The sequence below is a fragment of the Enterococcus cecorum DSM 20682 = ATCC 43198 genome (assembly GCF_000407565.1).
Taxonomy (GTDB): Bacteria; Bacillota; Bacilli; order Lactobacillales; family Enterococcaceae; genus Enterococcus_E; species Enterococcus_E cecorum.
In genome coordinates this window covers 533,573-559,823 of record NZ_ASWI01000004.1, presented here as the reverse complement: position 1 = coordinate 559,823, position 26,251 = coordinate 533,573, and the positions used below count along the sequence as shown (strand labels likewise).

Annotated in this window: 27 protein-coding genes; 2 read left to right on the top strand and 25 right to left on the bottom strand. The window is 35.8% G+C overall.

Features of this window, described 5'->3' with window-relative positions; genetic code table 11:
* Window positions 1-273: 273 nt before the first annotated feature.
* The 6 genes from I567_RS08765 to tyrS form a co-directional block, all read right to left on the bottom strand.
* Window positions 274-495 carry a YneF family protein gene (locus tag I567_RS08765; RefSeq protein WP_016251863.1) on the bottom strand — a complete coding sequence of 74 codons (222 nt, stop codon included), beginning with the start codon at window positions 493-495 and terminating at the stop codon, window positions 274-276.
* Between the two features lie 84 nt (window positions 496-579).
* Complete coding sequence (locus tag I567_RS08760; protein ID WP_018345230.1) at window positions 580-1,464, bottom strand: deoxyribonuclease IV; 885 nt, start codon at window positions 1,462-1,464, stop codon at window positions 580-582.
* Between the two features lie 71 nt (window positions 1,465-1,535).
* Complete coding sequence (locus tag I567_RS08755; RefSeq protein ID WP_016251861.1) at window positions 1,536-2,441, bottom strand: AEC family transporter; 906 nt, start codon at window positions 2,439-2,441, stop codon at window positions 1,536-1,538.
* 73 nt (window positions 2,442-2,514) lie between these two features.
* Window positions 2,515-3,042 carry a hypothetical protein gene (locus tag I567_RS08750; protein WP_016251860.1) on the bottom strand — a complete coding sequence of 176 codons (528 nt, stop codon included), beginning with the start codon at window positions 3,040-3,042 and terminating at the stop codon, window positions 2,515-2,517.
* Window positions 3,043-3,257: 215 nt separating this feature from the next.
* Window positions 3,258-4,678, bottom strand: a protein-coding gene (locus I567_RS12480; protein ID WP_111736135.1) for an IS3 family transposase whose coding sequence is annotated in 2 segments (ribosomal slippage) — window positions 3,258-4,111 and window positions 4,111-4,678 — 1,422 coding nt in all. Because the reading frame shifts where the segments join, the coding sequence is not laid out codon by codon here.
* Between the two features lie 78 nt (window positions 4,679-4,756).
* Complete coding sequence (gene tyrS, locus I567_RS08735) at window positions 4,757-6,016, bottom strand: tyrosine--tRNA ligase (RefSeq protein ID WP_016251859.1); 1,260 nt, start codon at window positions 6,014-6,016, stop codon at window positions 4,757-4,759.
* Window positions 6,017-6,236: 220 nt separating this feature from the next.
* On the opposite strand from tyrS, the gene I567_RS08730 reads away from it, so the two are divergent.
* The gene (locus I567_RS08730) at window positions 6,237-8,678 is read left to right on the top strand and encodes a transglycosylase domain-containing protein (protein ID WP_016251858.1); all 2,442 of its coding nucleotides are present in this window, start codon (window positions 6,237-6,239) and stop codon (window positions 8,676-8,678) included.
* A gap of 53 nt (window positions 8,679-8,731) precedes the next feature.
* On the opposite strand, the gene ccpA is transcribed toward I567_RS08730, so the two are convergent.
* The gene (ccpA, locus tag I567_RS08725) at window positions 8,732-9,733 is read right to left on the bottom strand and encodes a catabolite control protein A (RefSeq protein ID WP_016251857.1); all 1,002 of its coding nucleotides are present in this window, start codon (window positions 9,731-9,733) and stop codon (window positions 8,732-8,734) included.
* 181 nt (window positions 9,734-9,914) lie between these two features.
* Between ccpA and I567_RS08720 the strand changes: the two genes are divergently transcribed.
* Window positions 9,915-11,012: a M24 family metallopeptidase gene (locus I567_RS08720; protein ID WP_016251856.1), complete on the top strand. Its 1,098-nt coding sequence runs from the start codon at window positions 9,915-9,917 to the stop codon at window positions 11,010-11,012.
* Between the two features lie 37 nt (window positions 11,013-11,049).
* Here the strand turns inward: I567_RS08720 and I567_RS08715 are convergent, their stop codons facing one another.
* The 18 genes from I567_RS08715 to prfB all read right to left on the bottom strand — a co-directional run bounded on the left by I567_RS08715 (window position 11,050) and on the right by prfB (window position 26,213).
* Entirely contained in the window at window positions 11,050-11,652 is a 603-nt protein-coding gene (locus I567_RS08715) for a YtxH domain-containing protein (protein WP_016251855.1), read from the bottom strand.
* A 2-nt stretch (window positions 11,653-11,654) separates the two neighbouring features.
* Window positions 11,655-12,086: a DUF948 domain-containing protein gene (locus I567_RS08710; RefSeq protein WP_016251854.1), complete on the bottom strand. Its 432-nt coding sequence runs from the start codon at window positions 12,084-12,086 to the stop codon at window positions 11,655-11,657.
* Between the two features lie 13 nt (window positions 12,087-12,099).
* The gene (gene galU, locus I567_RS08705; protein WP_016251853.1) at window positions 12,100-12,990 is read right to left on the bottom strand and encodes a UTP--glucose-1-phosphate uridylyltransferase GalU; all 891 of its coding nucleotides are present in this window, start codon (window positions 12,988-12,990) and stop codon (window positions 12,100-12,102) included.
* Between the two features lie 8 nt (window positions 12,991-12,998).
* Window positions 12,999-14,027: an NAD(P)H-dependent glycerol-3-phosphate dehydrogenase gene (locus I567_RS08700; RefSeq protein WP_016251852.1), complete on the bottom strand. Its 1,029-nt coding sequence runs from the start codon at window positions 14,025-14,027 to the stop codon at window positions 12,999-13,001.
* A 14-nt stretch (window positions 14,028-14,041) separates the two neighbouring features.
* Window positions 14,042-14,872 (bottom strand): prolipoprotein diacylglyceryl transferase, encoded by an 831-nt coding sequence (gene lgt, locus I567_RS08695; protein ID WP_026209982.1) that lies wholly within the window; start codon window positions 14,870-14,872, stop codon window positions 14,042-14,044.
* A 13-nt stretch (window positions 14,873-14,885) separates the two neighbouring features.
* Complete coding sequence (hprK, locus tag I567_RS08690; protein ID WP_016251850.1) at window positions 14,886-15,821, bottom strand: HPr(Ser) kinase/phosphatase; 936 nt, start codon at window positions 15,819-15,821, stop codon at window positions 14,886-14,888.
* Between the two features lie 172 nt (window positions 15,822-15,993).
* Entirely contained in the window at window positions 15,994-16,341 is a 348-nt protein-coding gene (locus I567_RS08685) for a phage holin family protein (RefSeq protein WP_016251849.1), read from the bottom strand.
* Entirely contained in the window at window positions 16,341-16,637 is a 297-nt protein-coding gene (locus I567_RS08680; RefSeq protein WP_016251848.1) for a PspC domain-containing protein, read from the bottom strand. The genes I567_RS08685 and I567_RS08680 overlap by 1 nt, the downstream gene beginning before the upstream one ends.
* A 21-nt stretch (window positions 16,638-16,658) precedes the next feature.
* A complete protein-coding gene (liaX, locus tag I567_RS08675; protein WP_016251847.1) occupies window positions 16,659-18,056 on the bottom strand; it encodes a daptomycin-sensing surface protein LiaX in 1,398 nt (465 codons plus the stop codon).
* Window positions 18,057-18,204: 148 nt separating this feature from the next.
* Window positions 18,205-18,879, bottom strand: coding sequence for a phosphate signaling complex protein PhoU (gene phoU / locus I567_RS08670; protein WP_016251846.1), 675 nt, complete (start codon window positions 18,877-18,879; stop codon window positions 18,205-18,207).
* Window positions 18,880-18,900: 21 nt separating this feature from the next.
* Window positions 18,901-19,659: a phosphate ABC transporter ATP-binding protein PstB gene (gene pstB / locus I567_RS08665; RefSeq protein WP_016251845.1), complete on the bottom strand. Its 759-nt coding sequence runs from the start codon at window positions 19,657-19,659 to the stop codon at window positions 18,901-18,903.
* 17 nt (window positions 19,660-19,676) lie between these two features.
* Window positions 19,677-20,483 (bottom strand): phosphate ABC transporter ATP-binding protein PstB, encoded by an 807-nt coding sequence (gene pstB, locus I567_RS08660; protein ID WP_016251844.1) that lies wholly within the window; start codon window positions 20,481-20,483, stop codon window positions 19,677-19,679.
* A gap of 13 nt (window positions 20,484-20,496) precedes the next feature.
* The gene (pstA, locus tag I567_RS08655) at window positions 20,497-21,381 is read right to left on the bottom strand and encodes a phosphate ABC transporter permease PstA (RefSeq protein ID WP_016251843.1); all 885 of its coding nucleotides are present in this window, start codon (window positions 21,379-21,381) and stop codon (window positions 20,497-20,499) included.
* 1 nt (window position 21,382) lies between these two features.
* Window positions 21,383-22,303, bottom strand: coding sequence for a phosphate ABC transporter permease subunit PstC (gene pstC, locus I567_RS08650; RefSeq protein ID WP_018345394.1), 921 nt, complete (start codon window positions 22,301-22,303; stop codon window positions 21,383-21,385).
* Window positions 22,304-22,411: 108 nt separating this feature from the next.
* A complete protein-coding gene (locus I567_RS08645; RefSeq protein ID WP_016251841.1) occupies window positions 22,412-23,266 on the bottom strand; it encodes a phosphate ABC transporter substrate-binding protein PstS in 855 nt (284 codons plus the stop codon).
* A gap of 166 nt (window positions 23,267-23,432) precedes the next feature.
* The gene (gene ftsX / locus I567_RS08640) at window positions 23,433-24,320 is read right to left on the bottom strand and encodes a permease-like cell division protein FtsX (RefSeq protein WP_016251840.1); all 888 of its coding nucleotides are present in this window, start codon (window positions 24,318-24,320) and stop codon (window positions 23,433-23,435) included.
* The gene (gene ftsE, locus I567_RS08635; RefSeq protein WP_016251839.1) at window positions 24,313-24,999 is read right to left on the bottom strand and encodes a cell division ATP-binding protein FtsE; all 687 of its coding nucleotides are present in this window, start codon (window positions 24,997-24,999) and stop codon (window positions 24,313-24,315) included. The genes ftsX and ftsE overlap by 8 nt, the downstream gene beginning before the upstream one ends.
* Before the next feature lie 100 nt (window positions 25,000-25,099).
* Window positions 25,100-26,213 (bottom strand): peptide chain release factor 2 gene (prfB, locus tag I567_RS08630; RefSeq protein ID WP_111736137.1). Its coding sequence is split into 2 segments (ribosomal slippage): window positions 25,100-26,140 and window positions 26,142-26,213, totalling 1,113 coding nucleotides; the frame shifts between segments, so codons are not numbered across the junction.
* Window positions 26,214-26,251: the final 38 nt, after the last annotated feature.

Genomic DNA, 26,251 nt, shown 5'->3' with positions numbered 1-26,251 from the left:
AAACCAATCAACCTTGATGAAATTTTGGACAACCTCAGCTGCTCGTAGCTGACCGAGCTGCTTTGCGACCTTAATATAATCTGTGCTCGGCGGATAGCTACTTCGGCGTATAAGCCAGCTCGTCTGGGAAAGTCTTTACTTCTCGGACTTTCCCGACGTTCTGGACAACCTTATCCGCTCGTAGCTGACCGACCCGCCTCACATCCTTAATATAAAAAGGATAGCTGTATCTTGTGTGATACATGCTATCCTTTACCTATTCAAAATCAATTATTATTTCATTTGATTTTTCATTTGTTGCATCATTTGGCGAACTTTTTTCTCAGATGGTTTTTGACCCATTTGCGCCATCATTGTACGCAACATTTCCTCGTTAATTGGAGGGTTTTGTTTTAGGTAATCTTGCATGTATTTTCGCGCTAAGAAGAAGCCTCCTACTGCACCCACAGCAAGGGCAATCACAATGCATAATACTAAAATTCCTGTAGATACCATAATTACTTTCCTTTCTTTAATGTACTCTCAGTTATTCATTGTACTAAAAATTATTTCAAAAAGAAAGCCTTCCAAATAAATTTCCTACAATAATTCAGCAAAAACTTCCGGATTAAATGCTTGTTTACGTAACATTTCTATTTCTTTGCCATAAGGAGCTTTGGCAGTTTTCTTATCCGCACCAACATAAGGTGTTTCCAAAATAATTGGAATTCCCTCTAATTGTGGATGATGCGCGATATAGTTCAATGCTTCAAAGCCAATCTCACCAAAACCAATATTGGCATGTCGGTCTTTATGCGCACCACATACATTTTTAGAATCATTTAAGTGCAAGACTTTTAGGCGATCTAAACCTATAATATGATCAAATTCGTTTAATACACCATCAAAATCTTCCTTGATGTTATAGCCTGCATCATGGGTATGACAAGTATCAAAGGTCACTGATAATTTTTCGTTCAAGATAACCCCATCAATAATTCGGGCTAACTCTTCAAAAGTACGACCAAGCTCAGTCCCTTTACCGGCCATCGTTTCTAAAGCAATTTGCGCAGTTTGCTCTTTGGATAGCACTTCATTTAACCCTTCAATAATCTTTGCCAACCCTGCATCTACACCTGCGCCTACATGTGCTCCTGGATGTAAGGTAATCTGTTTTGCACCTAATGCTTGGGCACGCATGATTTCTGCACGTAAAAATTCAATCGCAAAGCCAAAATTTTCAGGCTTAATCGTATTTCCTAAATTGATAATATAGGGTGCGTGTACGATAAACTCATCAATGCCATTTGCAGCCATCAAAGCCTTACCTTCCGCAATTTTCATCTCTTCGATAGGTTTTCTGCGTGTATTTTGAGGTGCACCAGTATAAATCATAAAAGTATTTGCTCCATAAGATAGACTTTCTTTTACAGCACCTTCTAGCATTGCTTTCCCACTCATTGAGACATGTGATCCTATTAACATTTCACTACCCCTTTCTAATTACTAAGGATAGTATTACGAAAAATGAGCAAGATTGCAAGGATAATGCCTAGCTAATTCATAACTAAAATAATTAATGTCATAAAGACGAGACTGAACAAAAAACTTAGTGAAGAAGCAAAACCGACATATTCTTCTTTTGCTCCTACAATAACAGCATTCATAACGCCAAATAAAGGGATTGGGGAAACACATAGCAAACTTATAACCATTTTTTCTGCCATTGAAATCGGTAAAATATGTATAACAAAAATGAGTAAGAAACCCACCAAATAGCGCAAGGAAAATAACTTTACTAGCGCCTTAAAACCGCCTTTTGGTAAAGAAAAATCTAAGTATAAGCCAATCATAAACATGGACAAAAATACATTGGCATTAGCAAGTGGTACAAAAAATGTATGTATAAACGACGGTAACGAAACCTGAAAATATCGCAAGCCAAACATAATTAAGTAACACATAAATGGAATCGAACTTAAAAGTTGCCTCAACATATTACGAAAAGAAAAACGTTGATTGGTTGCAACCAAAGTATCCACTACCGCTTGCGTTCCACCGGTCAACATAATGGAGTTACCAATATCAAACATTGAAATCATGGGAACAAAGGCTGGTTGAATGTTTTGAATAAATGGTAAGAGAAAATTTCCAATATTAAATCCTGATCCTAGATACATCATTGTAGCCTTTTGCTTATTTTCTTGTTTGAATGTCGTAAAATAAGCAAGTAATACTTGGAATATAGACCAAATAAGGGCGACTACGATAAATAAAAGTAATTGATTTTGAATTCGTAAATCAGATAAATTGACAATAATGGCGGCAGGAAGCGTCACATAGACAATCATTCGCGACAATACATCGCCGTCTTTTTTGGTTAAGATATGCCACCTTTTTAATAAATAACCTAAAATAATAATGCCAAATAAACTTCCTGCTTGTAATAACACTTGCTGCATAAATTCACCTCTAAAAAAAAACACCTATGGACATTACGCCCCGATAGGTGTCATTTTGCTTGATGTTTTCATTCTATTCTTCTGTTTTATCCTTTTTAAGCACTTTTTCGTGTTTTTGTTTCATTTCTTTAACTTCTTCTTGGATATCGTCGTAATCAAAACGCGTAATCGCACCATGTAATTCATTCATTACAATTGTATTTAGCATTTCATTATCTTTCTCTTCGTAATACATTAAGAGTCCAGTCTGTCCTGCAGTGATTTGCTTAGAAATTTCATCAAAAATGGTTTGTGTGTCTTTTTGCTCACTTGCAGAAATACCTGCAGCAACTAAATCACCTAAAATCCAACCAAATAAAACGCCTAATGGTCCGCCTAAAATTCCTACAAGCATACCAATGAAACCACCACGATTCAACGTACTTGCCGTTTGTAAATCTATTAAATCTTTAATGGAAAAATGTTTGTCATCCTCACTTTTTTCTACAACTGCCAATTGATTAATCTGATAAGCACTACCTTGGCTATTTTTGATTTTTGAAAAAGCTTCATAAGCGATACTATTTTGATCAAACACCATTACCGCTACTCTTTTTGTCATTGTAAACATCCTCTCGTTTTATTACTGAAAAGATTTCTATTTGTATCATCCTTCACAATATCTTGCGAAAAAATTTTTCTTCGTATATCTAGCAATCTTTTCAGCTAATAGTATATCACAACATTCATTTGTATTCAAAAAAAGGTAGGCTTATATTGAGGTGACCCCCAAAAGTTAGACTTTTTTACGAGACGACTCCGGTCGTCTCGTTTTCATTATGCAGCTAAAAGATGGAGCCTATATTGAACAGGACTCATCCATCCTAACTTTTCTTTTATTCGTTGTTCATTATAATACTTTATAAATCGTTCTATTTCCATTTTTAATTCCTCATAGCTATAGTAATTAACGCCATAGTATATCTCTTGCTTAAGCAGACCGAAGAAATTCTCCATTACGGAATTATCTAGACAGTTGCCCTTTCGAGACATGCTTTGAAATATTCGTTCTTCTTTTAGCCTGTGAGAGTATGCCTTCATCTGGTATGCCCAACCCTGGTCAGAATGGAATGTTCGTCTATAAGGGCAGTCTGAAGTGATTTCAATGGCTTTATCCAAGGCATTCATTACATTCTTTGCTGAAGGTTTCTTATCGATACCGTAACTTAGTATTTCTCCATTACACATATCCATAAATGGATCTAAATACAGCTTATGCATTGTCATATGTCCTTTGACATCAACTTCATAATACTTAAATTCAGTCGTATCCGTTGTGATTTTTTGATGGGGTATGTGCGTATTAAAGCGTCTGCGAATTCTGTTGGGTGCAATGGTACCAGTCCTGCCCCTATAGGAACTATATTTCCTACTTTTGCGTGTGTAGGATGTCACCTGCAAGCCAAGTTTTTGAACTATTCGCTGAACCTTCTTTTTGTTGATGAGATATCCCTGATTATGAAGCTCTCCATGTATTCTACGATATCCGTAATCCTTATTATTCTTACGGATTTCTTGGATTTTTTCTTCAAGTTCTTTGTCAGGATTTTCTCTATCAAATCGTTTTTGCCAATACATATATGTTGCTTTAGGCATGCCTGTATAAGAGAGAAGGTCTTTTAGTTTGAATTCTCGTCGGAGACTGTTGATGACGAGTGCCGTTCTCTCATTTTTTCCTCGTCCTCTAAACGCAGCCTCCTCAGTTCTTTTAAAAAGGCATTCTCAATTCTCAATTTAAGAAGTTCCTCTTCTAGCTCTTTTACATGTTCTGCACTTGTATCAACAGAAGATTCTTCAACTGGTTTGTTTTGTGTATTGCCATTAGTTGTATTCAATGTTTTCTTTCGTCCCTTCTTGCGTGGTCTTAGGGCATCAGGACCAGCTGCACGAAAGCGACTCACCCAATTTGCGATCATACTTGGATTAGTAATTCCTTCTTGCAGAGCTAAATCTTGATATGAGATTTCACTTGATAAATATAACTCTACTATAGAAAGCTTCTTTTCAAAAGAATAAAAATCTTTTTTTCTAGAACGTTTTAATCCTTCATCGCCAAATGCATTGTAATTATCCACCCATAGTTTAACTTTATTATCAGATGGAATGCCGAACTTATTTGCAAGATAAGTATAACCACCTTCGCCATTAAGATAAGCATTTACAACTTGCTTTTTAAACTCAAAAGAATATTTGGACATAAAAATACCGACCTCCAATTGTTAGATTTTATGGTCTAACTTTTGGGGGTCGGTACATATACCAACCTACCTATTGTATTAAAATTGTAATAAGAAATATTTTTTCTTTCCACGACGTAATACGACTATATCACCAATCTTATCCTCGTCAGAAAGTTGGTATTCTAAATCCTGAACACGGTCGCCATTAATGTAAATCGCACCATTTTGTAAATCTTCTCGCGCTTGACGTTTAGATTGGACAAGTCTAGATGCTACTAACACTTCTAATAATTTCAAATCAGCATCTTGTGGGACTGTATAGCTAGGCACACCTTTGAAACCTTGCTTGATTTCAGAAACGGATAATTCTTTAATATTGCCGCTGAATAAAGCTTGTGAAATGTGCACTGCTTGCTCGTAAGCTTCTTTTCCATGTACTAAAGTCGTCACTTCTTTGGCTAAAGCTTTTTGAGCTACACGTGTTTCTGGTGCAGCAGTAAATTCTTTTTCAATTTCTGCGATTTCATCTAGACTCAAGAAAGTAAAGTATTTCAAGAATTTAATCACATCACGGTCATCGGTATTAATCCAGAATTGGTAGAACTCGTATGGGGTTGTTTTTTCAGCATCCAACCATACTGCATTCCCTTCAGATTTACCAAATTTAGTACCATCAGCTTTTGTAATTAAAGGCATGGTTAAAGCAAAACCTTGGACATCACGTTCTCTACGCATTAACTCAATACCAGAAGTAATATTTCCCCATTGATCGGAACCACCTAATTGTAATAAGCAACCGTAATTATCATATAACTTTAAGAAATCATAAGCTTGTAGTAATTGGTAAGCAAATTCGGTGTATGAAATCCCTGTTTCAATACGGCGTTTGACACTTTCTTTGCTCATCATATAGTTAATTGTAAAGTTTTTACCAACATCACGAAGAAAGTCAATCATGCTTAACTTTCCTAACCACTCATAATTGTTTGCGATAATGGCAGGATTTTCTTCATTATCAAAATCAATAAAGCGTGAAAGTTGGTTTTTAATACTTTGAGACCAATTTTGGACGGTTTCTAAAGTGTTTAATTGACGTTCTTGATCTTTAAATGAAGGATCCCCAATCATTCCTGTTCCCCCACCAACTAAGGCAATCGGTACATGACCATGTTGTTGGAAGCGACGTAACATTAAGATAGGTAACAAATGACCAATATGCAAACTATCTGCAGTTGGATCAAAGCCCACATATAATTTAACAGACTCTTCGTTTAAATGTTTCACTAGAGCATCTTCGTCTGTGGTTTGATAGACTAGACCTCTTTCCTTTAATTCTTGAAATAAGTCCGCTGTCATACTATTCACTCCTTCAAATTTTCCTTGTATTCAATCATTTCATGTATCAGCTTTAGTAAAAACATCTTACTAAAATACATAAACATATCATAACTTAAATTTGATAGAAAGAAAAGGTTTTTCCAATGATTTCACTGTTTTTTTCTTGAAAGAATAGATAATTATTATCCATTTACTTAAAACTTTGCTATAATAGTAGAAGATTTTAGGAGGTGTTGATATGGCTTCAAATAAACAACCCAAAAAGAAGAAAAAATCCAAAGAGAAAATCGATAATTATCAAATTTTTAATATTACAGTTCGTGTAACGCAATCATTATTTTTAGTCTTTATCTCATTTCTATTACTCCTTGCTGCTTTAGGTACCGGTATCGGGATGGGATATTTTGCTTTTTTAGTTGAGGATACCAAAATCCCTAGCAAAGTAGAACTCCAACAAGACTTAGGCGATATCACTCAAACATCTAAACTTGTTTATGCTAATGGAAATACTATCAGTAATATTCGTTCTGATTTACGTCGAACCAATGTTGCTTCAAACCAAATATCGCCACTATTGAAAAAAGCGGTTGTTGCTACTGAAGATGAATATTTTTATAAACATCATGGTGTTGTACCAAAAGCAGTTGTTAGAGCGCTACTATCCGAAGCAATTGGTGGCGGCGGTGGCGGTGGTTCTACGTTAACCCAACAATTGGTGAAACAACAAATTTTATCAAGCGAAACAACCTTTAAACGTAAAGCGAATGAAATCTTGTTGGCTTTAGAAGTCGAGAAAAACTTTTCTAAAGATGAAATTATTACGATGTATTTAAATGTTTCTCCTTTTGGACGCAATAATCATGGGCAAAATATTGCGGGTGTCCAAGAAGCTGCAATGGGAATTTTCGGGAAGAACGCCAGTGATTTAAACTTGCCACAGGCTGCCTTTATTGCTGGGCTACCACAAAGTCCGATCATCTATAGTCCTTATACGAATGATGGTCAGCTAAAAAATGATTTTACTTATGGTCTTAAGCGAAAAAATGTCGTCTTGTTTAGCATGTATCGCAACCATGATATTACTAAAAAAGAATATGAAGAAGCAAAGAACTACGATATTACGAAGGATTTCTTACCAGCAAGTCAAGTACAAAACACTTCATATGGTTTTTTATATGATACCGTGATGTCACAGGCAATTGATATTATCGTTAATCAGCTTGCTACAAAAGATGGTCTGACAGAATCACAATTGGCAGATGACGATGTATACAATGAGTATGCACGCACAGCCAAAGACACTTTAGCAAATGGCGGTTATACCATCCAAACAACAATCGATGAAGGAATCTATCAAGCGATGCAACAAGCGGTCAATGATTATGGTAGCTATCTTGATACGAATTACAATGATCCTGTTGAAGTTGGAAATGTCTTAATGGATAATGCAACCGGAAGAATTCTAGGCTTTGTTGGTGGTCGTAATTACAATCAAAATCAGTTTAATCACGCCTTTGATGCCAAACGCCAAGCTGGTTCTGCCATTAAACCGGTACTTGTATATGGTCCTGCAATTGACTTAGGCTTAATGGGGTCAGAAAGTCGCGTATCTGACTATGCAACCTCTTGGAAAACCGGTGATGATGCAGGTAAAGAAATTGTCAATGCTACAAATAAAGGAAGCAATACTTTCCAAACTGTACGAGAAGCTTTAAACTGGTCGAACAATATTCCTGCTTACAATATTTATCAAGAAGTATTAAATGAGACTGGTGATAAAAATTTTGTTTACAATAACTATTTAGCCAAAATGAACTATCCTGCTTCTGATATTTGGCAATATGAATCTGCACCATTGGGAGTAGCCACGCTTTCAGTAGTTTCTCAAACAAATGGCTTCCAGACTTTGGCCAATCACGGAATATATCAACAAGGCTATTTAATCGAAGCCATCACCAATTCAAAAGGTAAAAAAATCTATAAACATAAGCAAAATCCTGTTCGAGTATTTTCTGAAGCAAGTGCAAGTATCATGAATGATTTAATGCGTAGTGTCTTACAGGCGCAAATAACTACAAGCTATAAAACTGATTTAAGTAGTCTGAATGCATCTTTAGCTAATTTAGACTGGGTCGGTAAAACAGGATCTACGAATGATTGGGCTGATTCATGGTTAGTAGTCTCCACACCAAAAGTGACCATCAGCAGCTGGTCAGGATATGAAGATAATCGCCCTTCTGATAGTAATGCAGGTAGACGTACTTCTCTTTATTTGGCAAACTTAGTCAATCGTATTTATCAAGTGAGTCCGGAAGTTTTTGGCACAAATGAAAAATTCACTTTAGCTGATAGTGTCAAAAAGGAAAAAGTATCTAAGTTTACGGGGCAAAAGAATCAAGGAACCGTTAAAATTGGCAATACGGAATGGAAGAGCTTTGGTGAGGAAACCACTTCACTTTGGGCGAAAAATGGGCCAGTTGATACTAGCTTCAGATTCGGCATTGGTGGTACAGATGAAAATTACCAAGATTATTGGAAAAAACTTACTCCTGCCAAAAAAGAAGAAAATAATAAAGATAAAGAGTCTAAAGAAAAGACTGAAAAAGAAAATAAAGACGAAAATGCTAATCAAGAAGATAGCGAGCAAGAGGAAAAGAACGAGGATAAAAAGACTGATTAATATGCAAAAAAGACGACTTCAATTTGGAGTCGTCTTTTCGTCTATCCATTATTTTATTTTGTTGAACCTTTTTCGGAAATACCAAATGGTAAAATAATTGTTTTTTGTTCAACTTCTTCTTTGTTCATTAATTTAGTTAGTAAGCGCATTGCAACAGCACCCATATCATACAATGGCTGAGTAATCGTTGTTAGTTTAGGACGAACAACATCTGTAAGCAATGAGTTATTGCTTGTAATAATTTCGAATTCTTCAGGAACTTTTACTCCAGCATCTAATAAACCATCAAGGATACCAACAGCTAATTCATCATCTGAAATAAATGCGGCGGTTGCACCTGAGTTGCGTAGGCGCTCAACTAAACGTAAACCATCTCTAAATGAATAAGGTGCTTCAAAAATTAATCCTTCATTATAAGCAATACCAGCTTCTTCTAAGGCTTGTTTATAACCACCTAAACGTGCATGTCCATTAATTGGATCAATTAAAGCACCGCTAACAAAGGCAATATCTTTATGTCCGTTTTTTACTAGAATTTGAACAGCTTCTTTTGTAGCTGCTTGATAATCAATATTGACGCTACCTACTTGATTATCTGGATCAATAGAACCAGCCAATACTACTGGTGTTTTTGAACGTGAAAACTCACCACGAATTTCATCTGTGATATGATGTCCCATAAAGATAATACCGTCCACTTGTTTTGCTAACAAGTTGTTTAGTACGTGTACTTCTTTAAGATTATCACCATCAGAGTTAGCTAAAATAATATTATATTTATACATTGTGGCAATATCATCAATCCCACGAGCTAATGAGGCAAAAAACATATTGCTTACATCAGGGATGATTACACCAACTGTAGTCGTCTTTTTACTTGCTAAACCACGAGCCACAGCGTTTGGACGATAATCCAGGCGTTCGATGACCTCAAGTACTTTTTTACGTGTTGCAGGTTTCACATTTGGGTTACCATTGACAACACGAGAAACTGTTGCCATCGAAACATCTGCTTCACGTGCAACATCATAAATTGTAATTGTTTGTTTATCCATTCTCTATAAACCCCTTTATAATTTTCAGAAAATATCATTTACATTTCTTAGTTAGAATAGCAGAATTTTCACTGATTTGCAACCGTTTTTATATCATTTTCATTATTTTTCCGAAATTTCTTTTCACTTTATCAAAAATTAGATACAATAGAGGTAAGTTTGATGGAAAGAAGGTTTTTTGATGAATATCAAAAAAATAAATGAACTCCGAGAATGGATGCAAAACAATCAAGTAGAAGTTGCCTATGTTAGCAACCCAAGTTCAATTGCCTACTTAACTGGCTTTGAAAGTGATCCTCATGAACGTGTATTAGCACTCTTTATTCATGCTGACAAAGCACCTTTTTTATTCACTCCTGCAATGGAAGTTCCTGAAGCCAAAAAAGCTTTCAGTGAAGATGTCATTGGTTACTTAGACACCCAAAATCCTTGGCAGATTATTTTGAATGAATTAAAATCGCGCTTTGGTCAATTCAAAAAAATGGCTTTAGAAAAAAATCAATTAAGCGTCGAACGTTTCGAAATATTAAAAGACGGGTTAGCCACTGTTGATTTTTCTGCAGATATTACTCCTATCTTACAGCAAATTCAGCTTGTTAAAACGCCAGAAGAAATTCAAACACTCCTTGAAGCTGGACATTGGGCTGATGTCGCATTTGAAATTGGATTTAAGGCCTTAAAAGAAAAAGTAACTGAACAAGAAATTGTTGCCGAAATTGAATATCAATTGAAAAAACAAGGTGTAAGTAAAATGTCCTTTGATACCTTAATTTTATTTGGTGATAATGCAGCCAATCCACACGGGAATCCAGGCAGTCTACAGTTGCGCAATCATGATTTCGCCCTCTTTGACTTAGGTGTAGTCTGGAAAGGTTACTGCAGTGATGCTACTAGAACGGTTTCCTTTAAAGAACCTACCGCTAAACAACGCGAAGTTTATGAAGTTGTCTTACAAGCACAATTAGCTGCTCAAAATGCTGTAAAACCTGGAATTACAGCCCAAGAGTTAGATGCGATTGCACGTAATGTTATTACAGATGCTGGCTATGGCGAATACTTTACCCATCGTCTCGGTCATGGTATTGGTACGACTGTTCATGAATTTCCATCAATTGTCGAAGGTAATGCTATGGTGCTTAAAGAAGGTATGTGCTTCTCTATCGAACCTGGGATATATATTCCTAATGAAGTGGGTGTCCGAATTGAAGACTGTGTTTATGTCACAAAAGATGGTTGCCAAAGCTTCACGCAAACGCCAAAAGAATTAATTGTATTATAAACAAAATCAGGTTTTCCAAAATGGAAAACCTGATTTTTTATTTTTCTTCTAATTCGCTATCTTCAGAATCTAGGACATCAGTTTGCGTTTCATCATTCTGTTGTGACTCATTAACTGGTTCTTCACTAGCAACTTGTTCGATAAGATCCTCAATCTTGCCAACGACGATATCTTTTTCATCGTCCGTTTCATCTTCACTAGCTAAAGCCTCAAAGTCTAAAATAATATCTTCACCTTTTGGCTCAACATCCTCAGAAACAGCAACATCTGATAACTTGTTAGATAAGTCCAAATCTTGAACAGATTGTTTCACTTTATTGGTTAAATCTACTACTTGATCTTTTAAATCAGCATATAGTTCATTCGTAGCTACACCAGTTTTTTCTTTTAACAAATTAGCAATTTCTTCTGATTGTTTTGTTAATTGAATAGCCTTAGCTTGAGCTAATTTTTTTAAATCATCTGCCTTATCAACAACTTGATCATTATAATCTGCCGTTGAATCTAAAACATCATCCAATTGTTTAGCCAAACGAGCGCGTAATTCTTTTCCAGATTCAGGTGCTAATAATAAAGCTGTGATCGCTGCAGCACTACCACCAATTAATGCACCTAATAAAAAGCCGCTATTTTTACCCATGTCTATTCCTCCGTTTGTGTTTTATTTTTTTTCATATATTTTGCTGCTAACTGCCCAACACGTCCAACAATCGCAGTTTGTGCAGTCGCTTTTCCGATTGTTCCAACATGTGATACTAGATTACGACTAGCAAGATTCAAATCACTTACACTCTCGCTTAAATCAGCAACTGCCGTAAATAGTGGGTCAATAGTCGCTACTTTTTGACTAACATCTGCTAATAATTCATTGCTTTTAACTAGTAGTCCCTCTACTTCTCGAGACAAAATATCAGCATCTTTCGTAACGATTTGAATGGTGTGATTCGCCTCTTCCACCGTCTTTTCGACATTAGATATTACACGATTGACTTTTTGTACCAACCGAATTAAGAAAAACATTAATCCAGCAAAAGCAATCGCAGCGATTAATGCAGCAATTTCAATACCATTCATTGTCTTCACTCCCCTATTTTTCTTCTTTTTTAGATTCTAGTTCATGCGCTAAATCAATAATGTATTGACGTAAATTGTCTTTAACTTCTGGGTGTGTCAAACCATATTTAATACTTGTTTTTAAGAATCCAAATTTATCCCCCACATCATAACGTGTTCCTTTGAATTCTCGTGCAAAGACTCGTTGGGTTTGGTTTAAAGCATCGATGGCATCAGTTAGTTGAATTTCATTACCTGCACCTGGCTTTTGATTTTCTAGTATTTCAAATATTTCAGGTGTCAATAGATAACGACCAATAATCGCTAAATTACTTGGCGCTTCACTTGGCTGCGGTTTTTCCACAAAATTTTTAACATTGTATAAGCCAGTGACAACTTGATTACCTGGATTGATAATGCCATATTTAGACGTCTCTTCATGGTCTACTTCCATCACGGCAATCGTAGAAGCATGCGTACGTTCATAATCATCCATCAATTGCTTACTTAATGGTACTTTATCTTCCATCAAATCATCACCAAGCATGACTAAAAATGGTTCGTTACCAACAAAGGCTTTTGCTTGTAATACAGCATGACCAAGACCTTTTGGATGAGATTGACGAATAAAATGTAAGTTGACATCCGTTGTTTCTTCAACTAATTTTAGTAAATCATCTTTACCTTTTTCACGTAAATTTGTTTCTAATTCAATATTGGAATCAAAATGATCTTCAATTGGACGTTTGGCTTTTCCTGTCACAATTAAAATGTCTTCAATTCCTGATTTCAACGCTTCTTCTACAATAAATTGAATCGTTGGTTTATCGACAATTGGCAACATTTCTTTCGCCATCGCCTTTGTTGCAGGTAAAAATCGAGTTCCTAATCCTGCTGCGGGAATCACTGCTTTTCTTACTTTCATTTCAACCCCTACTTTCGATACAAATTTGAGAATTCATTTTCAACTTTACTATCACGTAGCATGATATCTTTAGCTACTGTTTTGATATCACGATTTTCATAAAGTACTTGATAAATCGCTTGCGTAATTGGCATTTCAACTCCCAATTGTTGTGAAAGTTCCATTGCCGCATTGGTCGTCGCAACCCCTTCGACAATCATCCCCATATTGTCTAGTACTTCATCTAATTGATGGCCTTTACCTAATAAGTTACCAGCGCGCCAATTTCTTGAGTGAACACTGGTACAAGTAACGATTAAATCACCTACACCACTTAAACCGATAAAAGTTAATGGGTCTGCTCCCATCGCCACGCCTAGACGAGAAATCTCAGCTAAACCACGGGTCATAATCGCCGCTTTGGCATCATCACCAAAGCCTAACCCATGTAAAGCTCCAGCACCAATCGCAATAATATTTTTCAAGGCCGCTCCTGTTTCAACACCGATGACATCGGTATTTGTATAGATACGGAAATATTCATTGGTAAATAACTGTTGCACATATTTGGCAGCCTGTTCATTTTCACTTGCTGCCGTGATTGTCGTAATATCATGTACGGATACTTCTTCAGCATGACTTGGACCAGATAGCACAACTACGGCCTGACGATGTGCTTCCTCTATTTCCTCTAATAAGATTTCAGAAATGCGTTTATGTGTTTTTTGTTCCAATCCTTTTGATGCATGAATAATCACAGGTTGATTTTGACACACTTGGTTAAATTGCTTCGCCACACTTCTCATTGCTTTTGTCGGTACAACAAACAAAACAGCATCTGCATCTTTCACAGCTGTGGCCAAATCTTTTTCTCCACGAATAGATGAAGGTAATTTTAGATTTGGTAAATAATGGCGATTCGTATGATAAGTATTGATTTCATCAATTTGAGCTGGGTTATTTCCCCAAATCACTACGTCATGACCATTTTCAGCCAATACTTGGGCAAGTGCACTCCCCCATGATCCTGGACCTAAAACTGTAATTTTCTGTTTCAAAAGAATTTCCCCCTTTAGATGATAAACTCGTTACTACCTAATGAACGTGTGTAATCTGAAATATTTTGTTTGCGACGATAATAACCAACCGCAAATGCCCCAAAGAATAATATAGCTGACAATAATTGTGATACACGAATTGAGCCAAATAAATATAGGCTGTCTGTACGCATACCTTCAATAAAGAAACGGCCAAAACTATACCAGATACAATAACTTAGAGCAATTTCACCTTGTTTGAACATGGAAGTACGATATTTTCTTAATAAAATAATAAGGATAAAGCCAGTAATACTCCACAATGATTCATATAAAAAGGTTGGTTGACGATAGAAACCATCAATATACATATTTTCGATGATAAATTTTGGAAGATGAAGCTGTTGTAAAAAGTCTAGTGTGGTTTTTCCACCAAAAGCTTCATGGTTCATAAAGTTTCCCCATCTACCAATCGCCTGCGCCAACAAGACATTTGGTGCAGCAATATCTAAGAACTTCCAAATATCAATATAATTTTTATAGCAAAAATAAATTAACCAAGCACCACCAGCAATTAAGCCGCCATAAATAGCTAATCCACCGGCACGAATATTAAAAATTTGGATAGGGTCTGCCAGATAGGGTTGGATATCGAAAATAATGTAGTAGATTCTTGCACCAACAAAAGCCAATGGTAAGCCAATAAGCATAAAATCATAGACATCATCAGCCTTCATGCCGACACGCTGGGCTTCACGTGAACTTAAATACATGGCTAAAATAATACTAGATACAATAATTAATGCATACCAATAAACAGGCAAGCCAAACAGTTCAAATGCAACACGATTCACTTGTGACAATATCAAAGACAACTCCCTACTTTCCTGAATTTTCAGCAATCAATAATGATAAACGTTCTTCAAATTTTTTCGTTGCATCAAATCCCATGGTCTTTGCTCTAAAGTTCATCGCAGCAACCTCAATAATAATTGCGACATTTCGACCAGTCTTAACAGGGATGCGAATTTGCGGAATAGCAACATCGCCAATTTCAACCGTGGCATTTTCAGAACCAAGGCGATCATATTGTTTATCTTTTTCCCATGCTTCTAAATAAACTGCTAATTGCACTTGCATCGAACCACGCACCGCACTCGCACCGAATAGATTCATGACATCAATAATGCCAATCCCACGAATTTCGATTAAATGCTCTAAAATTTTTGGTGGCTCACCAATTAATGTTAAGTCGTCTTGCTTGTAAACATCAACACGGTCATCTGCGATAAGTCGATGACCACGTTTAATCAATTCTAGGGCGGTTTCACTTTTACCAATACCGCTACTACCTTGAATTAAGACACCTAAACCATAAACATCTACTAATACGCCATGAATACTTTCTCTGACAGCTAATTTACTATCTAAAAAACTAGATAATTGACCTAATAAGCGGGAAGTTGACACACTAGAACGTAAGACAGGGATTCCTGCTTCATCACCAGCTTGTATCAATTCTTTAGGCACTTCTAAACCGCGAGAGATAACAAAGGCTGGAATTTCTGGTGCACACATCCTACGCATGACCATCAATCTCTCTTCTGGTAACATTCTTTGCGCAAAGGTAATTTCTTTACTACCAAATAGTTGAATTCGATTATATGAATAATATGTGAAGTAGCCAGTAAGCTCTAATCCAGGACGTGAAATATCACTAATTTTGATTTCTCTTTGTAAAGCTTCTTCATCACCAGTAATGATTTCTAATTGTAAGGCATTTACTAAATCAATCACTTTGACTGTTTCACTCATAAATAACACCCTCTTTTCAAAACAATCTATACTCTTCTATTTTACCATTTGTTTCAGCTAATGACTACTTTATTCACAAGATTATTGAATTTTTTTCAAGTTTTTGTAATCATTTGCAAAAAAGAAAAAAGTACAAAAGCCAATCTACCCTAACTGGCTTTTGTACTTTCATTTAATCGGCGTGGTAGCTGTTGATGATAGTATTCACCACAGACATTATCACTGCTACTATAACGGCAGCTGAAAAACTAGTAAATGAAAAATGGTTTTCACCTAAAATATTGGCAGTCATTACCAACATCATTGAATTAACAATAAAGGTAAATAACCCTAACGTTAAAATATTCAGTGGTAGTGTAAATAACAAAAGAATTGGTCTAACTATGATATTTAATATAGATAGTACAAAACTAGCTAACAGTGCTGTTTGAAAGGTATCTACATAAAGTAATTGAGGTAAAAACACTGTTATTCCAATAAAGGTGAGCATTGTTACAACTAGACGTGCAAAGTAACCCATTAAAAGTCACTCCAATCATCATCACTATCATCTTGTTCCAATGGCTTAACCTTTTTCACTGGTCTTTGGTGAATCACTTTTGTTTTTGATCTTTCGACTAATGTCATTTTACCACTTGAATCTGGGATGATTAGAAAAGCGACAAGATACACTGGAATTACCGTGCCATATCCAATAAATATCAAAATAACAAAAATTATCCGCAAAATTGTAGGATCAATATTAAAGAATTCACCAATACCACCTAGTACACCGGATACCACTCGATTATTGGCTGATTTCGTCAGTTTTTTCATTTATGTCCACACTCTCTGTTTCTATTTAATATATATGCTTCCTGTATTGCTGCTTAAAGTCACTTTTGCTGTTGTATCGGCAACACGTCGAAGAGACAATTGATGATTCATTTTTTCATTTACTTCTTCAACTAATTCAATATTTTCCAAACGACTTTGAATAGAGCCAAAATTTGTCTTAGCTGATAATTCATAGCCATTATTTTTCGGCATCGCAACCTTAATATCACCATTTACTGAATTAACATTTAAAGCTTGCAAGCCATCATTTACAAAAGTTAACTTCACATCACCATTGATTAAATTAATTCTAGCAGTTTCTGGCGTGCTACCTACACGTACATCCCCATTGACAGTTTCAACAACGATATCATTCACATTACTATCCGTTACTTTGATATCTCCATTGGTTCCTTCTAATTCTATCATAGTAGCTCTAACATCTTGAAATGCCATATCTCCGTTCGTTACTTTCACAAAGAAATCTTTTCCTTGCAAATGATCAAAGGTTACATCTCCATTTAAGACACGTGCACTGATATAATCATAAGTCTTTTCAGGTAAGTATACCACTAAATCAGCCTTAATGCGTTTATTAGGTAGATGATAAATCAACTTATCTGAAGTCAATTCGATAGTCGATCTTTTCATCACCGCAGCAAGTGGATCAGATTCATCAAACTTACCATAAATCTTGATATCGGCTTTAATCTTAATATAGTCTTGATCATAAGTTCTAAAATCAATTGAACCATTCGCTAATTTAAAATCTAAAATCGTTGGTTGGCTTTCTTGATATGAAAATTCATGTTCGAAACTGGTCACTGCTAAACCAGGAACCTTAATACTTAGCTCCTTCCATTCTACATTATCTTCCACTGTTTGTGACACATTTTTAATTGATTTTTTGAAGAAACGTCCCAATTGTGCAGTGACATCAGATAATTTATCACTTACTTGAGAGAAGGTATCACTTGCTTGTTCCTTCCATGAATCAGTTTCTGTTTGTGTATGTTGATTTGCTTTATGATAGAATTTTTCATCAATTTTTGCTTCTAAAACTTGTTTTTCAGCCATTAATTTTGCAAGCTCATCTTGTAATGTACGTTTTTGCTGTAATAATTCTGCAGATTCTTCAAGCTGTAAAGTTTCATTTAATTCAATCAACTGAATATTGATTTCATCGATTTGATGTTCTAAATTCTCTAATTGTGTTAATTCATCAATTGCGTCCATTGAAGATTCATCATCTAATGAACGATCACTTGATATAAACCAATCTTTTGGACTAATATCGTCTTCAGATGGTTTTACCCGTCCCCCAGTTTCTTTGGCAATATTTTCCAATAGAACTAATGCCTCTTCAGTAGAAATAACTCCTTGTTTCACTAAATCAAATATACGCTTTCTTTCGTTCATCGTTATTGCCTCCTAAATTTATATGTAGTCTCCTCTACATCTATTAGTATGCCAAAAACTTTGTAAATTTACATAGGGCTAAAGTACCAATTTGCATAAAAACTACAAAAAGAGGGGCCTCAAACCCCTCTTTTTCGCTTAACTCGACTTATTCTGCAGTACGGTTAGAATTTAATTCAGTAATTTTACCTGTTGCTAAGTAGACAATCCATTCACAAATGTTGGTTACATAGTCACCAATTCTTTCTAAATATTGGGCAACATTTAAATAATCTGTTCCTGAGATAACTGTATCTGGATTAGCTTTCATTGCTTCAATGGTATGATCATAGATATCTCGAAGATGTTGGTTCACTCTTTCATCCATTGCCGCAATCATTTTCGCATCTTTTTGATCCATTTTTACATAGGCTACCAATACATTATCAACCATCTTTTTCACAGAATCAGACATATCAGAGATTTCTTTTTCAATTTCTGGAATACGCGTTTGTCCTTTTACCAAGATTGTTGATTTTGAGATGGAAACGGCATGATCTCCCATGCGCTCCAAATCAGAACTAGCCTTCATCACGGTAATGATTCGACGTAAATCAGTAGTAACCGGTTGTTGTAAGGCAATCATCTCAAAACTTTTCTTCTCTAACTGAATTTCTAAGTTATTAATTTCTTCATCGTGTTCAATGACTTGTTTTGCTAATTCTTTATCATGATTGACATAAGCACGAACTGAACGATGAATGGCTTTGCTCACGAGCATACCCATCTCATAAAATTGATTGTGTAAATTAAGTAAATCTTCTTCAAACTGTGAACGTAGCATGTTTTTCTCTCCTCTTTTTTATTAACCAAAGCGCCCTGAGATATAATCATCTGTCTCTTGTCTTTGTGGACTTAAGAAAATATTTTTGGTTTTATCATATTCAATTAAATCACCATTCAAGAAAAATGCAGTGCGGTCTGAAATCCGTGTCGCTTGTGACATATTATGCGTCACAATTATCATCGTATATTTTTCCTTTAATTCTAACAGGGTATTTTCAATTTTACCAGAAGAAATTGGGTCTAAAGCACTGGTTGGTTCATCTAATAAAATAATATCAGGGTCAACCGCTAACACACGAGCGATACATACGCGCTGTTGTTGTCCACCGGAAAGAGATAAGGCGCTTTGATGTAATTTATCTTTCACATCATCCCAGACAGAGGCCGCTTTTAAACTTTCTTCCACAACTTTATCTAAAATTTGTTTATCATTTACCCCTTTAAGACGCAAACCATAGACCACATTTTCATAAATTGAAAACGGAAAAGGATTCGGTTGTTGAAAAACCATGCCAATCTCTTTGCGCAACTCAACAGTATCAGTTTTAGGACTATAGATATCTTTTCCTTTGTACATCACACTACCAGTGATTGTCACGTTGGGAATTAAGTCATTCATTCGGTTTAAAGAACGTAGATAAGTTGATTTCCCACAGCCTGAAGGACCAATCATCGCAGTGATTTCACCTTTATATATATCTAAATTGATTCCTTTGAGCGCTTCTTTTTTCCCGTAATACAAATGTAAATCGCGAGAAGAAATAATTGTTTCTGCCAAATTTATCTTTCCTTTCTTTATCCGAAATGACCAGATACATAATCTTCTGTTGCTTGAATTTTTGGCCGTGTGAAAATTTTATTGGTTTTATCATATTCAATTACATTACCCATATAAAAGAAGGCAGTATAATCACTAATTCGAGCAGCTTGTTGCATATTATGGGTCACGATAACGATACTAAATTGATCTTTCAGGTGAATTAATGTTTCTTCCACCGTCCCTGTTGAAATTGGATCCAGCGCACTTGCCGGTTCATCAAGTAGTAAAATATCTGGTTTCATCGCAATCGCACGAGCAATACATAATCGTTGCTGTTGCCCACCAGATAAAGCTAAAGCACTTTTATGTAGATTATCCTTCACTTGGTCCCAAAGTGCAGCTTGTTTTAATGAAGTTTCAACAATTTCATCTAACTCTTCTTTATTGGCCATCCCATGACGTTTTAAGGCAAAAGTAATATTTTCATAAATTGACTTACTAAATGGATTAGGTCTTTGAAACACCATACCAATATGTTTGCGTGCTTCATAAACATCCACTTGAGGTGAATTAATATCTACCCCACGATACATGATTTTACCAGTTACCTTAGTATTGGCAATACTGTCATTCATACGATTCAACGAGCGAAGATAAGTCGATTTTCCACAGCCAGACGGTCCGATTAAAGCAGTGATTTTATTTTTTTCAAATTGCATATCAACGCCTTTAATCGCTTCATTTTGCCCATACCACACATGTAAATCTTCTGTATATAAACCTAAATCTTTTTGACCATCAAAAGTAATTACGTGACGATCATTCAAATTATATTGTTTCATTATTTATCCTTTCTTACGCAGAGGTCAATTTTTGATGCAGTCTCTTACCTAATGCCCGTGCACCAAAGTTAAAAATTAAGACAGCCAGTATTAAGACTGCAGATGCCCCTGCTGAAACTTGAGCCCCATCAGGCATAGTCCCTTCTGAATTAATTTTCCAAATATGCACAGCTAAAGTTTCTGCTTGTCGAAAAATACTAATCGGACTAGAGACACTTAACGGATTCCAATTAGTAAAATCTAAAGCTGGCGCCGACTGACCGGCAGTATAAATCAAGGCCGCTGCTTCACCAAAGATACGTCCAGAGCTTAAAATTAATCCTGTTAAAATACCAGGAGATGCTTCAGGTAAAACGACATGGATAACCGTTTCCCAGCGTGATAAACCTAATGCTAATCCAGCTTCACGTTGCGTAAAATGAATCGCACGTAAGGACTCTTCAATATTTCTAGTTAATAGCGGCAAATTAAATAAGGTTAAGGCTAAGGCTCCAGAAAGAATAGAAAAGCCATATTGAAATTGAATGACAAAAACTAAGAAACCAAATAAACCAACAACTACTGATGGTAGAGAACTTAGAATTTCAATTGAAGTACGAATCAAATCAGTTAGCCAATTTTTCTTTGCATACTCAGATAGGTAAATTCCCGCACCTAAGGATAATGGAAAACTAATAATCATTGTAATGAGTAGTAAATACAATGAGTTAAATAATTGAATACCGATTCCGCCACCTGTTTGATAAGCTTTAGAGGGTGATGTTAAAAAATGCCAAGAAACATGTGGCAAGCCGCGTAATAGAATGTAAAGTAACATGGCAGCCAAGATAAATACGATGATTCCCGAGATAGCATATAACACGCCGGTAGCAATTTTATCGATTTTTTTTGCATTCATCTTACTTTAACACTCCCTTCTTACCAATCATTCGAATAATAATATTAAATACTAAAGACATAGCTAATAAGATTAATGCCAAGGACCATAAAACATTATTTTCAACGGTACCCATAATCGTGTTTCCGATTCCCATTGTAAGAATTGATGTCAAAGTAGCTGCTGGCGTCACTAAGCTTGTTGGCATCAAAGCAGCATTTCCCACAACCATCTGAATCGCAAGTGCTTCACCGAATGCACGTGCCATTCCGAAAACAACAGCCGTCAAAATTCCTGGTACAGCTGAACGTAACACCACTTTGTAAATGGTTTGAAATCTAGTGGCCCCCAATGCTAAGGAAGCTTCACGGTAATGACGCGGAACTGCTTTTAAGGCATCTACAGTCATGGTTGTAACTGTTGGCAAAATCATGACAAATAAAACAAACGTTCCCGCTAAAATACCAAAACCAGTCCCACCAAAGATCGAACGCACAGCCGGTACAATCACTGATAGACCAATAAAACCATAAACTACTGATGGAATTCCTACCAATAACTCAATAACTGGTTGCAAAATCTTTTGTCCTTGTTTTGGTGAAATCTCAACCATAAACACTGCTGCACCAATAGCGAATGGTGTTGCGATAATTGCCGATAGAAAAGTAACTAAAAACGAGCCCAAAATCATTGGTAAGGCGCCCACTTTTGGCTGCCCATTTGCCCCTAACTCGCTTGGATTCCATTCTTTTCCAAATAAAAAGTCAAAAACATTCACTTTATCTACAAAGAATGTGGCAAGCCCTTTACTTGCAACAAAATAAAAGATAGATAGCACAACCAATACGATAATTGCAATACAAATAAAGCTGATAAACTTACCGCGTTGTTCCATTCTTGCCCTTTTAGATTTTTTTATTAATACTTCTTTCATATCTTCCAAGAGGTCATCCCCCATTTCTATTCTATGCTCTCAGTTTAACGATTGAATATCAATTTTCGATAGATCTTATGTTAATTTTAAGCAAAGATTGTAAATTTTTTGTAAAGGCTACTGAATCACATTGCCTTGCCAATCACGCTTCACTTGCATATCAGTAATTGCAATATAGCCTAATTTAGCAACAATCTCTTTTTGGACTTTATCAGAAAGAACATAGTCTAAGAATTTTTTCGTTAACTTGGTAGGCTGTCCCTTGGTATACATATGTTCATAAGACCAAATAATCCACTTATTGGTTTTAACATTGTCATCATTTGGCGCAACACCATCAATTGATAAAGTAGCCACATCTTTTGTCACATATGAAAAGGCAACATAGCTAATTGCCCCAGGTGTATCTGCAACAATTTGGCGAACAGTACCACTAGAATCTTGCTCTTGTGCCGCTTTTGGTTCTTTACCATTTAACACCCAACGTTCAAATGTCCCACGTGTCCCGCTACCAGAAGCACGATTTAAGATTACGACATCCACATCATTACCACCAACTTGCTTCCAATTGGTAATTTCTCCGGTAAAGATTTTTTGTAAATTCTCCATTGAAATATTTTTTACACCAACTTTTTTATTTACAATTGGTGTGATACCCACAACGGCAACTTGATGATCGACTAATTTTTTCGCATCAATCCCACTTTTTTCTTCAGCAAATACATCCGAGTTACCAATGTTAACTGCACCAGACTGCACTTGACTTAAGCCAGTACCACTCCCTCCACCTTGGACGTTCACAAATTGTCCCGGATGAATATTTTGATACTCTTCAGCGACGGTCTCTACTAATGGTTGTAACGCCGTGGAACCAACCGCTGTGATTGATTGTCCTTTATCCACCCATTTACTACATCCTGTCAATAATACAATCGACAAAATACTCGTTAAGAATATTGTCATTTTCTTCATACTAAAAATAGCTCCTTAAAATATATCATTCATTTTTCATGTATGTATGAATTTAGCACATACATTTTTATTTTAACATGGAAAAATTCATAGGAAAATACTTACCTTGAATTAAAATAAAAACAATAAAAAAGAACCCAGCTTATCACTGAGCTCTTCAAATAAACTAAATTTTTAAGAATCGACGCATTGAAATCACTGAACCTAATGCACCGATTAAAATACCAATTACTACTAGCAATAGCATAATTTGAATTGAGAATGTTTCTGGTGTCAATAAACGATAACTTGCACCTAAAATTTGTGGTTGATTTAAAACTCGATAAGCAGCTCTATATCCAAAGAAGATAATTAAGCATGGTAAAATCGAACCAATGACACCAATCCAAGCACCTTCAAGGAAAAACGGCCAACGAATATAACCATTTTTGGCACCTACTAAACGCATAATTTGAATTTCGCGTTGACGAGACATAATCGTGATGCGGATGGTATTTGAGATTAAAAATACTGCAACAAATACTAATAATACCGCCGCACCTAAGCCCCAAGTACGCATTCCTTTAGTGATTTTTAAAATTTTATCAGATGCTAAACCACCATAATCTGCACGGTGTACATTTTTTAACTTTGCAGCTTGTTTGGCAATTTTTTTGATGGTTTGTGGATTTTTTGCTCTTACAATGAAATTATCATAAAGCGGATTACTATCGCCTTCAAACATGGACCATACAGAACCCATGCTTTCTTCTAATTTTTTTAACTCTTCATCTTTACTTGAAAATTCCACAGACTTCACATTTGGCAAATCTTCAAGTTCTTTTTTTAATTTATCAATATCTTCTTGCTTTGTACCAATATCAACTAAGACTGAAATATCAACATTGTTTTCGATGTCTTCAGCTAATTTGGTTGCATTCATAATTAATGCTAAAAAGATTCCAAGTAAGGTTAAACTGATTGCTACAGCCGTCGCCGAAGCAACAGTCATCCAACCATTACGCTTTAAACTCTTTAAGCTTTCCAATAAATGGCGGAAAAATGTTCTAATCATCGTAGCCATACTCTCCTTCCACTTGGTCACGCATGATGCGACCATTTTCAATCGCAATGACTCGATGACGAATCGTATTTACAATTGTACTATTATGGGTAGCCATTACTACAGTTGTACCTTGAGCATTAATACGTTCCAATAATTTCATAATTTCCCATGAATTTTCTGGGTCTAAGTTTCCTGTTGGTTCATCAGCAATTAAAACTTTTGGCATATTAACAATCGCTCGAGCAATTGAAACACGTTGTTGTTCCCCACCAGAAAGTTCACTTGGAAAGACACGTACTTTGTGTTTTAAACCAACTAAGTCTAGAACTTCCATAACACGCTTACGAATTTCACGTGGTTTTTTTCCAATTACTTGCATGGCATAGGCAACATTTTCATAGACCGTTTTCTTAGGCAATAATTTATAATCTTGGAAAACGACACCAATTTCTCGACGTAAATAAGGCACTTCGCGATTTTTAATTTTTAATAAATCATAACCAGCTACTTGTAATAAACCTTTTGTAGCTTTTTCTTCACGGTACATCAATTTGATAAAAGTAGATTTACCCGCTCCAGATGGGCCAACTACATATACAAACTCACCTTGATCAATGCTCACAGAAACATTACGAATGGCGGTTGTACCGTTTGGATATTTCTTCATAACATCCTTCATTTCTATCATGTGAATCTCTCCAAATCTTCATTCATACTGAAACATTATAACATGTCTTTGTTGCAAATTGCTTTCATTAAGTTACATTTTTATTTCATTACAATAACTTTTATTCAGATTTTTGATTCAAGCGATATTTTAAGTAGGCATCAATGAAACCGTCCAAATCGCCATCCATCACTGCTTGTACATTTCCTGTCTCAAAATTTGTACGATGATCTTTTACCATAGAGTATGGATGAAAAACATAAGAGCGAATTTGACTGCCCCAACCTATCTCCATTTGATCTCCTCTTAAGGCTAATGCTTCTTGCTCTTGTTTTTCTAATTCGAGTTGATATAGTTTGGCCTTTAACATATTCATCGCTTGTTCTCTATTTTTGAGTTGTGAACGCTGGGTTTGGCAAGAAACCACAATTCCTGTTGGTAAATGCGTAATCCGTACCGCTGATTCAGTTTTATTGATATGTTGTCCTCCAGCACCACTTGCTCTGAAAGTATCGATTTTCAATTCATCTGGACTTATCTCAATATCAATTGTATCATCTAACTCTGGCATAATATCAACAGAACAAAAAGAAGTATGACGGCGTTTAGCTGAATCAAATGGCGAAATCCGTACCAAACGATGAACACCTTTTTCTGATTTTAAATAACCATAAGCATTATACCCTTTAATTAATAAGGTCACACTCTTAATTCCCGCTTCATCACCTGCTTGATAATCGAGCGTTTCGACTTGGAATTGATGCTGTTCTGCCCAACGTGTATACATACGTAAAAGCATGCTACCCCAGTCTTGTGATTCTGTTCCACCTGCACCTGGATGTAACTCTAAAATGGCATTGTTATGATCATAAGGTTCATCTAAAAGCATTTGCAATTCATAAGTTTCTAAATTTTTTTGTAAAGAATCAATGTGCTGCGTTAATTCTGCCTCTAGTTGTGCATCAGGCTCTTCTAAAAGCAATTCAAACATAACCTCAATCTCATCATAACTTTCACTTAGCTGCATAAATTTTTCATAAATTGCTTTATTGGCGTTATTTGAATCAATCACTTTTTGTGCTTTCGTAGCATCATCCCAAAAGTTTGGTTCGGCCATCTTGGCTTGGGCTTCAGCAATTTGTTCTTCTAAGCCATCTAAGTCAAAGAGACCCCCTAAAGCTTTTTATTTTTTCAGACATTTGTGCTAATTGAGTTTTTATTTCTGCAATTTCCATTTACTTTCCTCTTTTCGTTCATTATTAATAAATGAAAA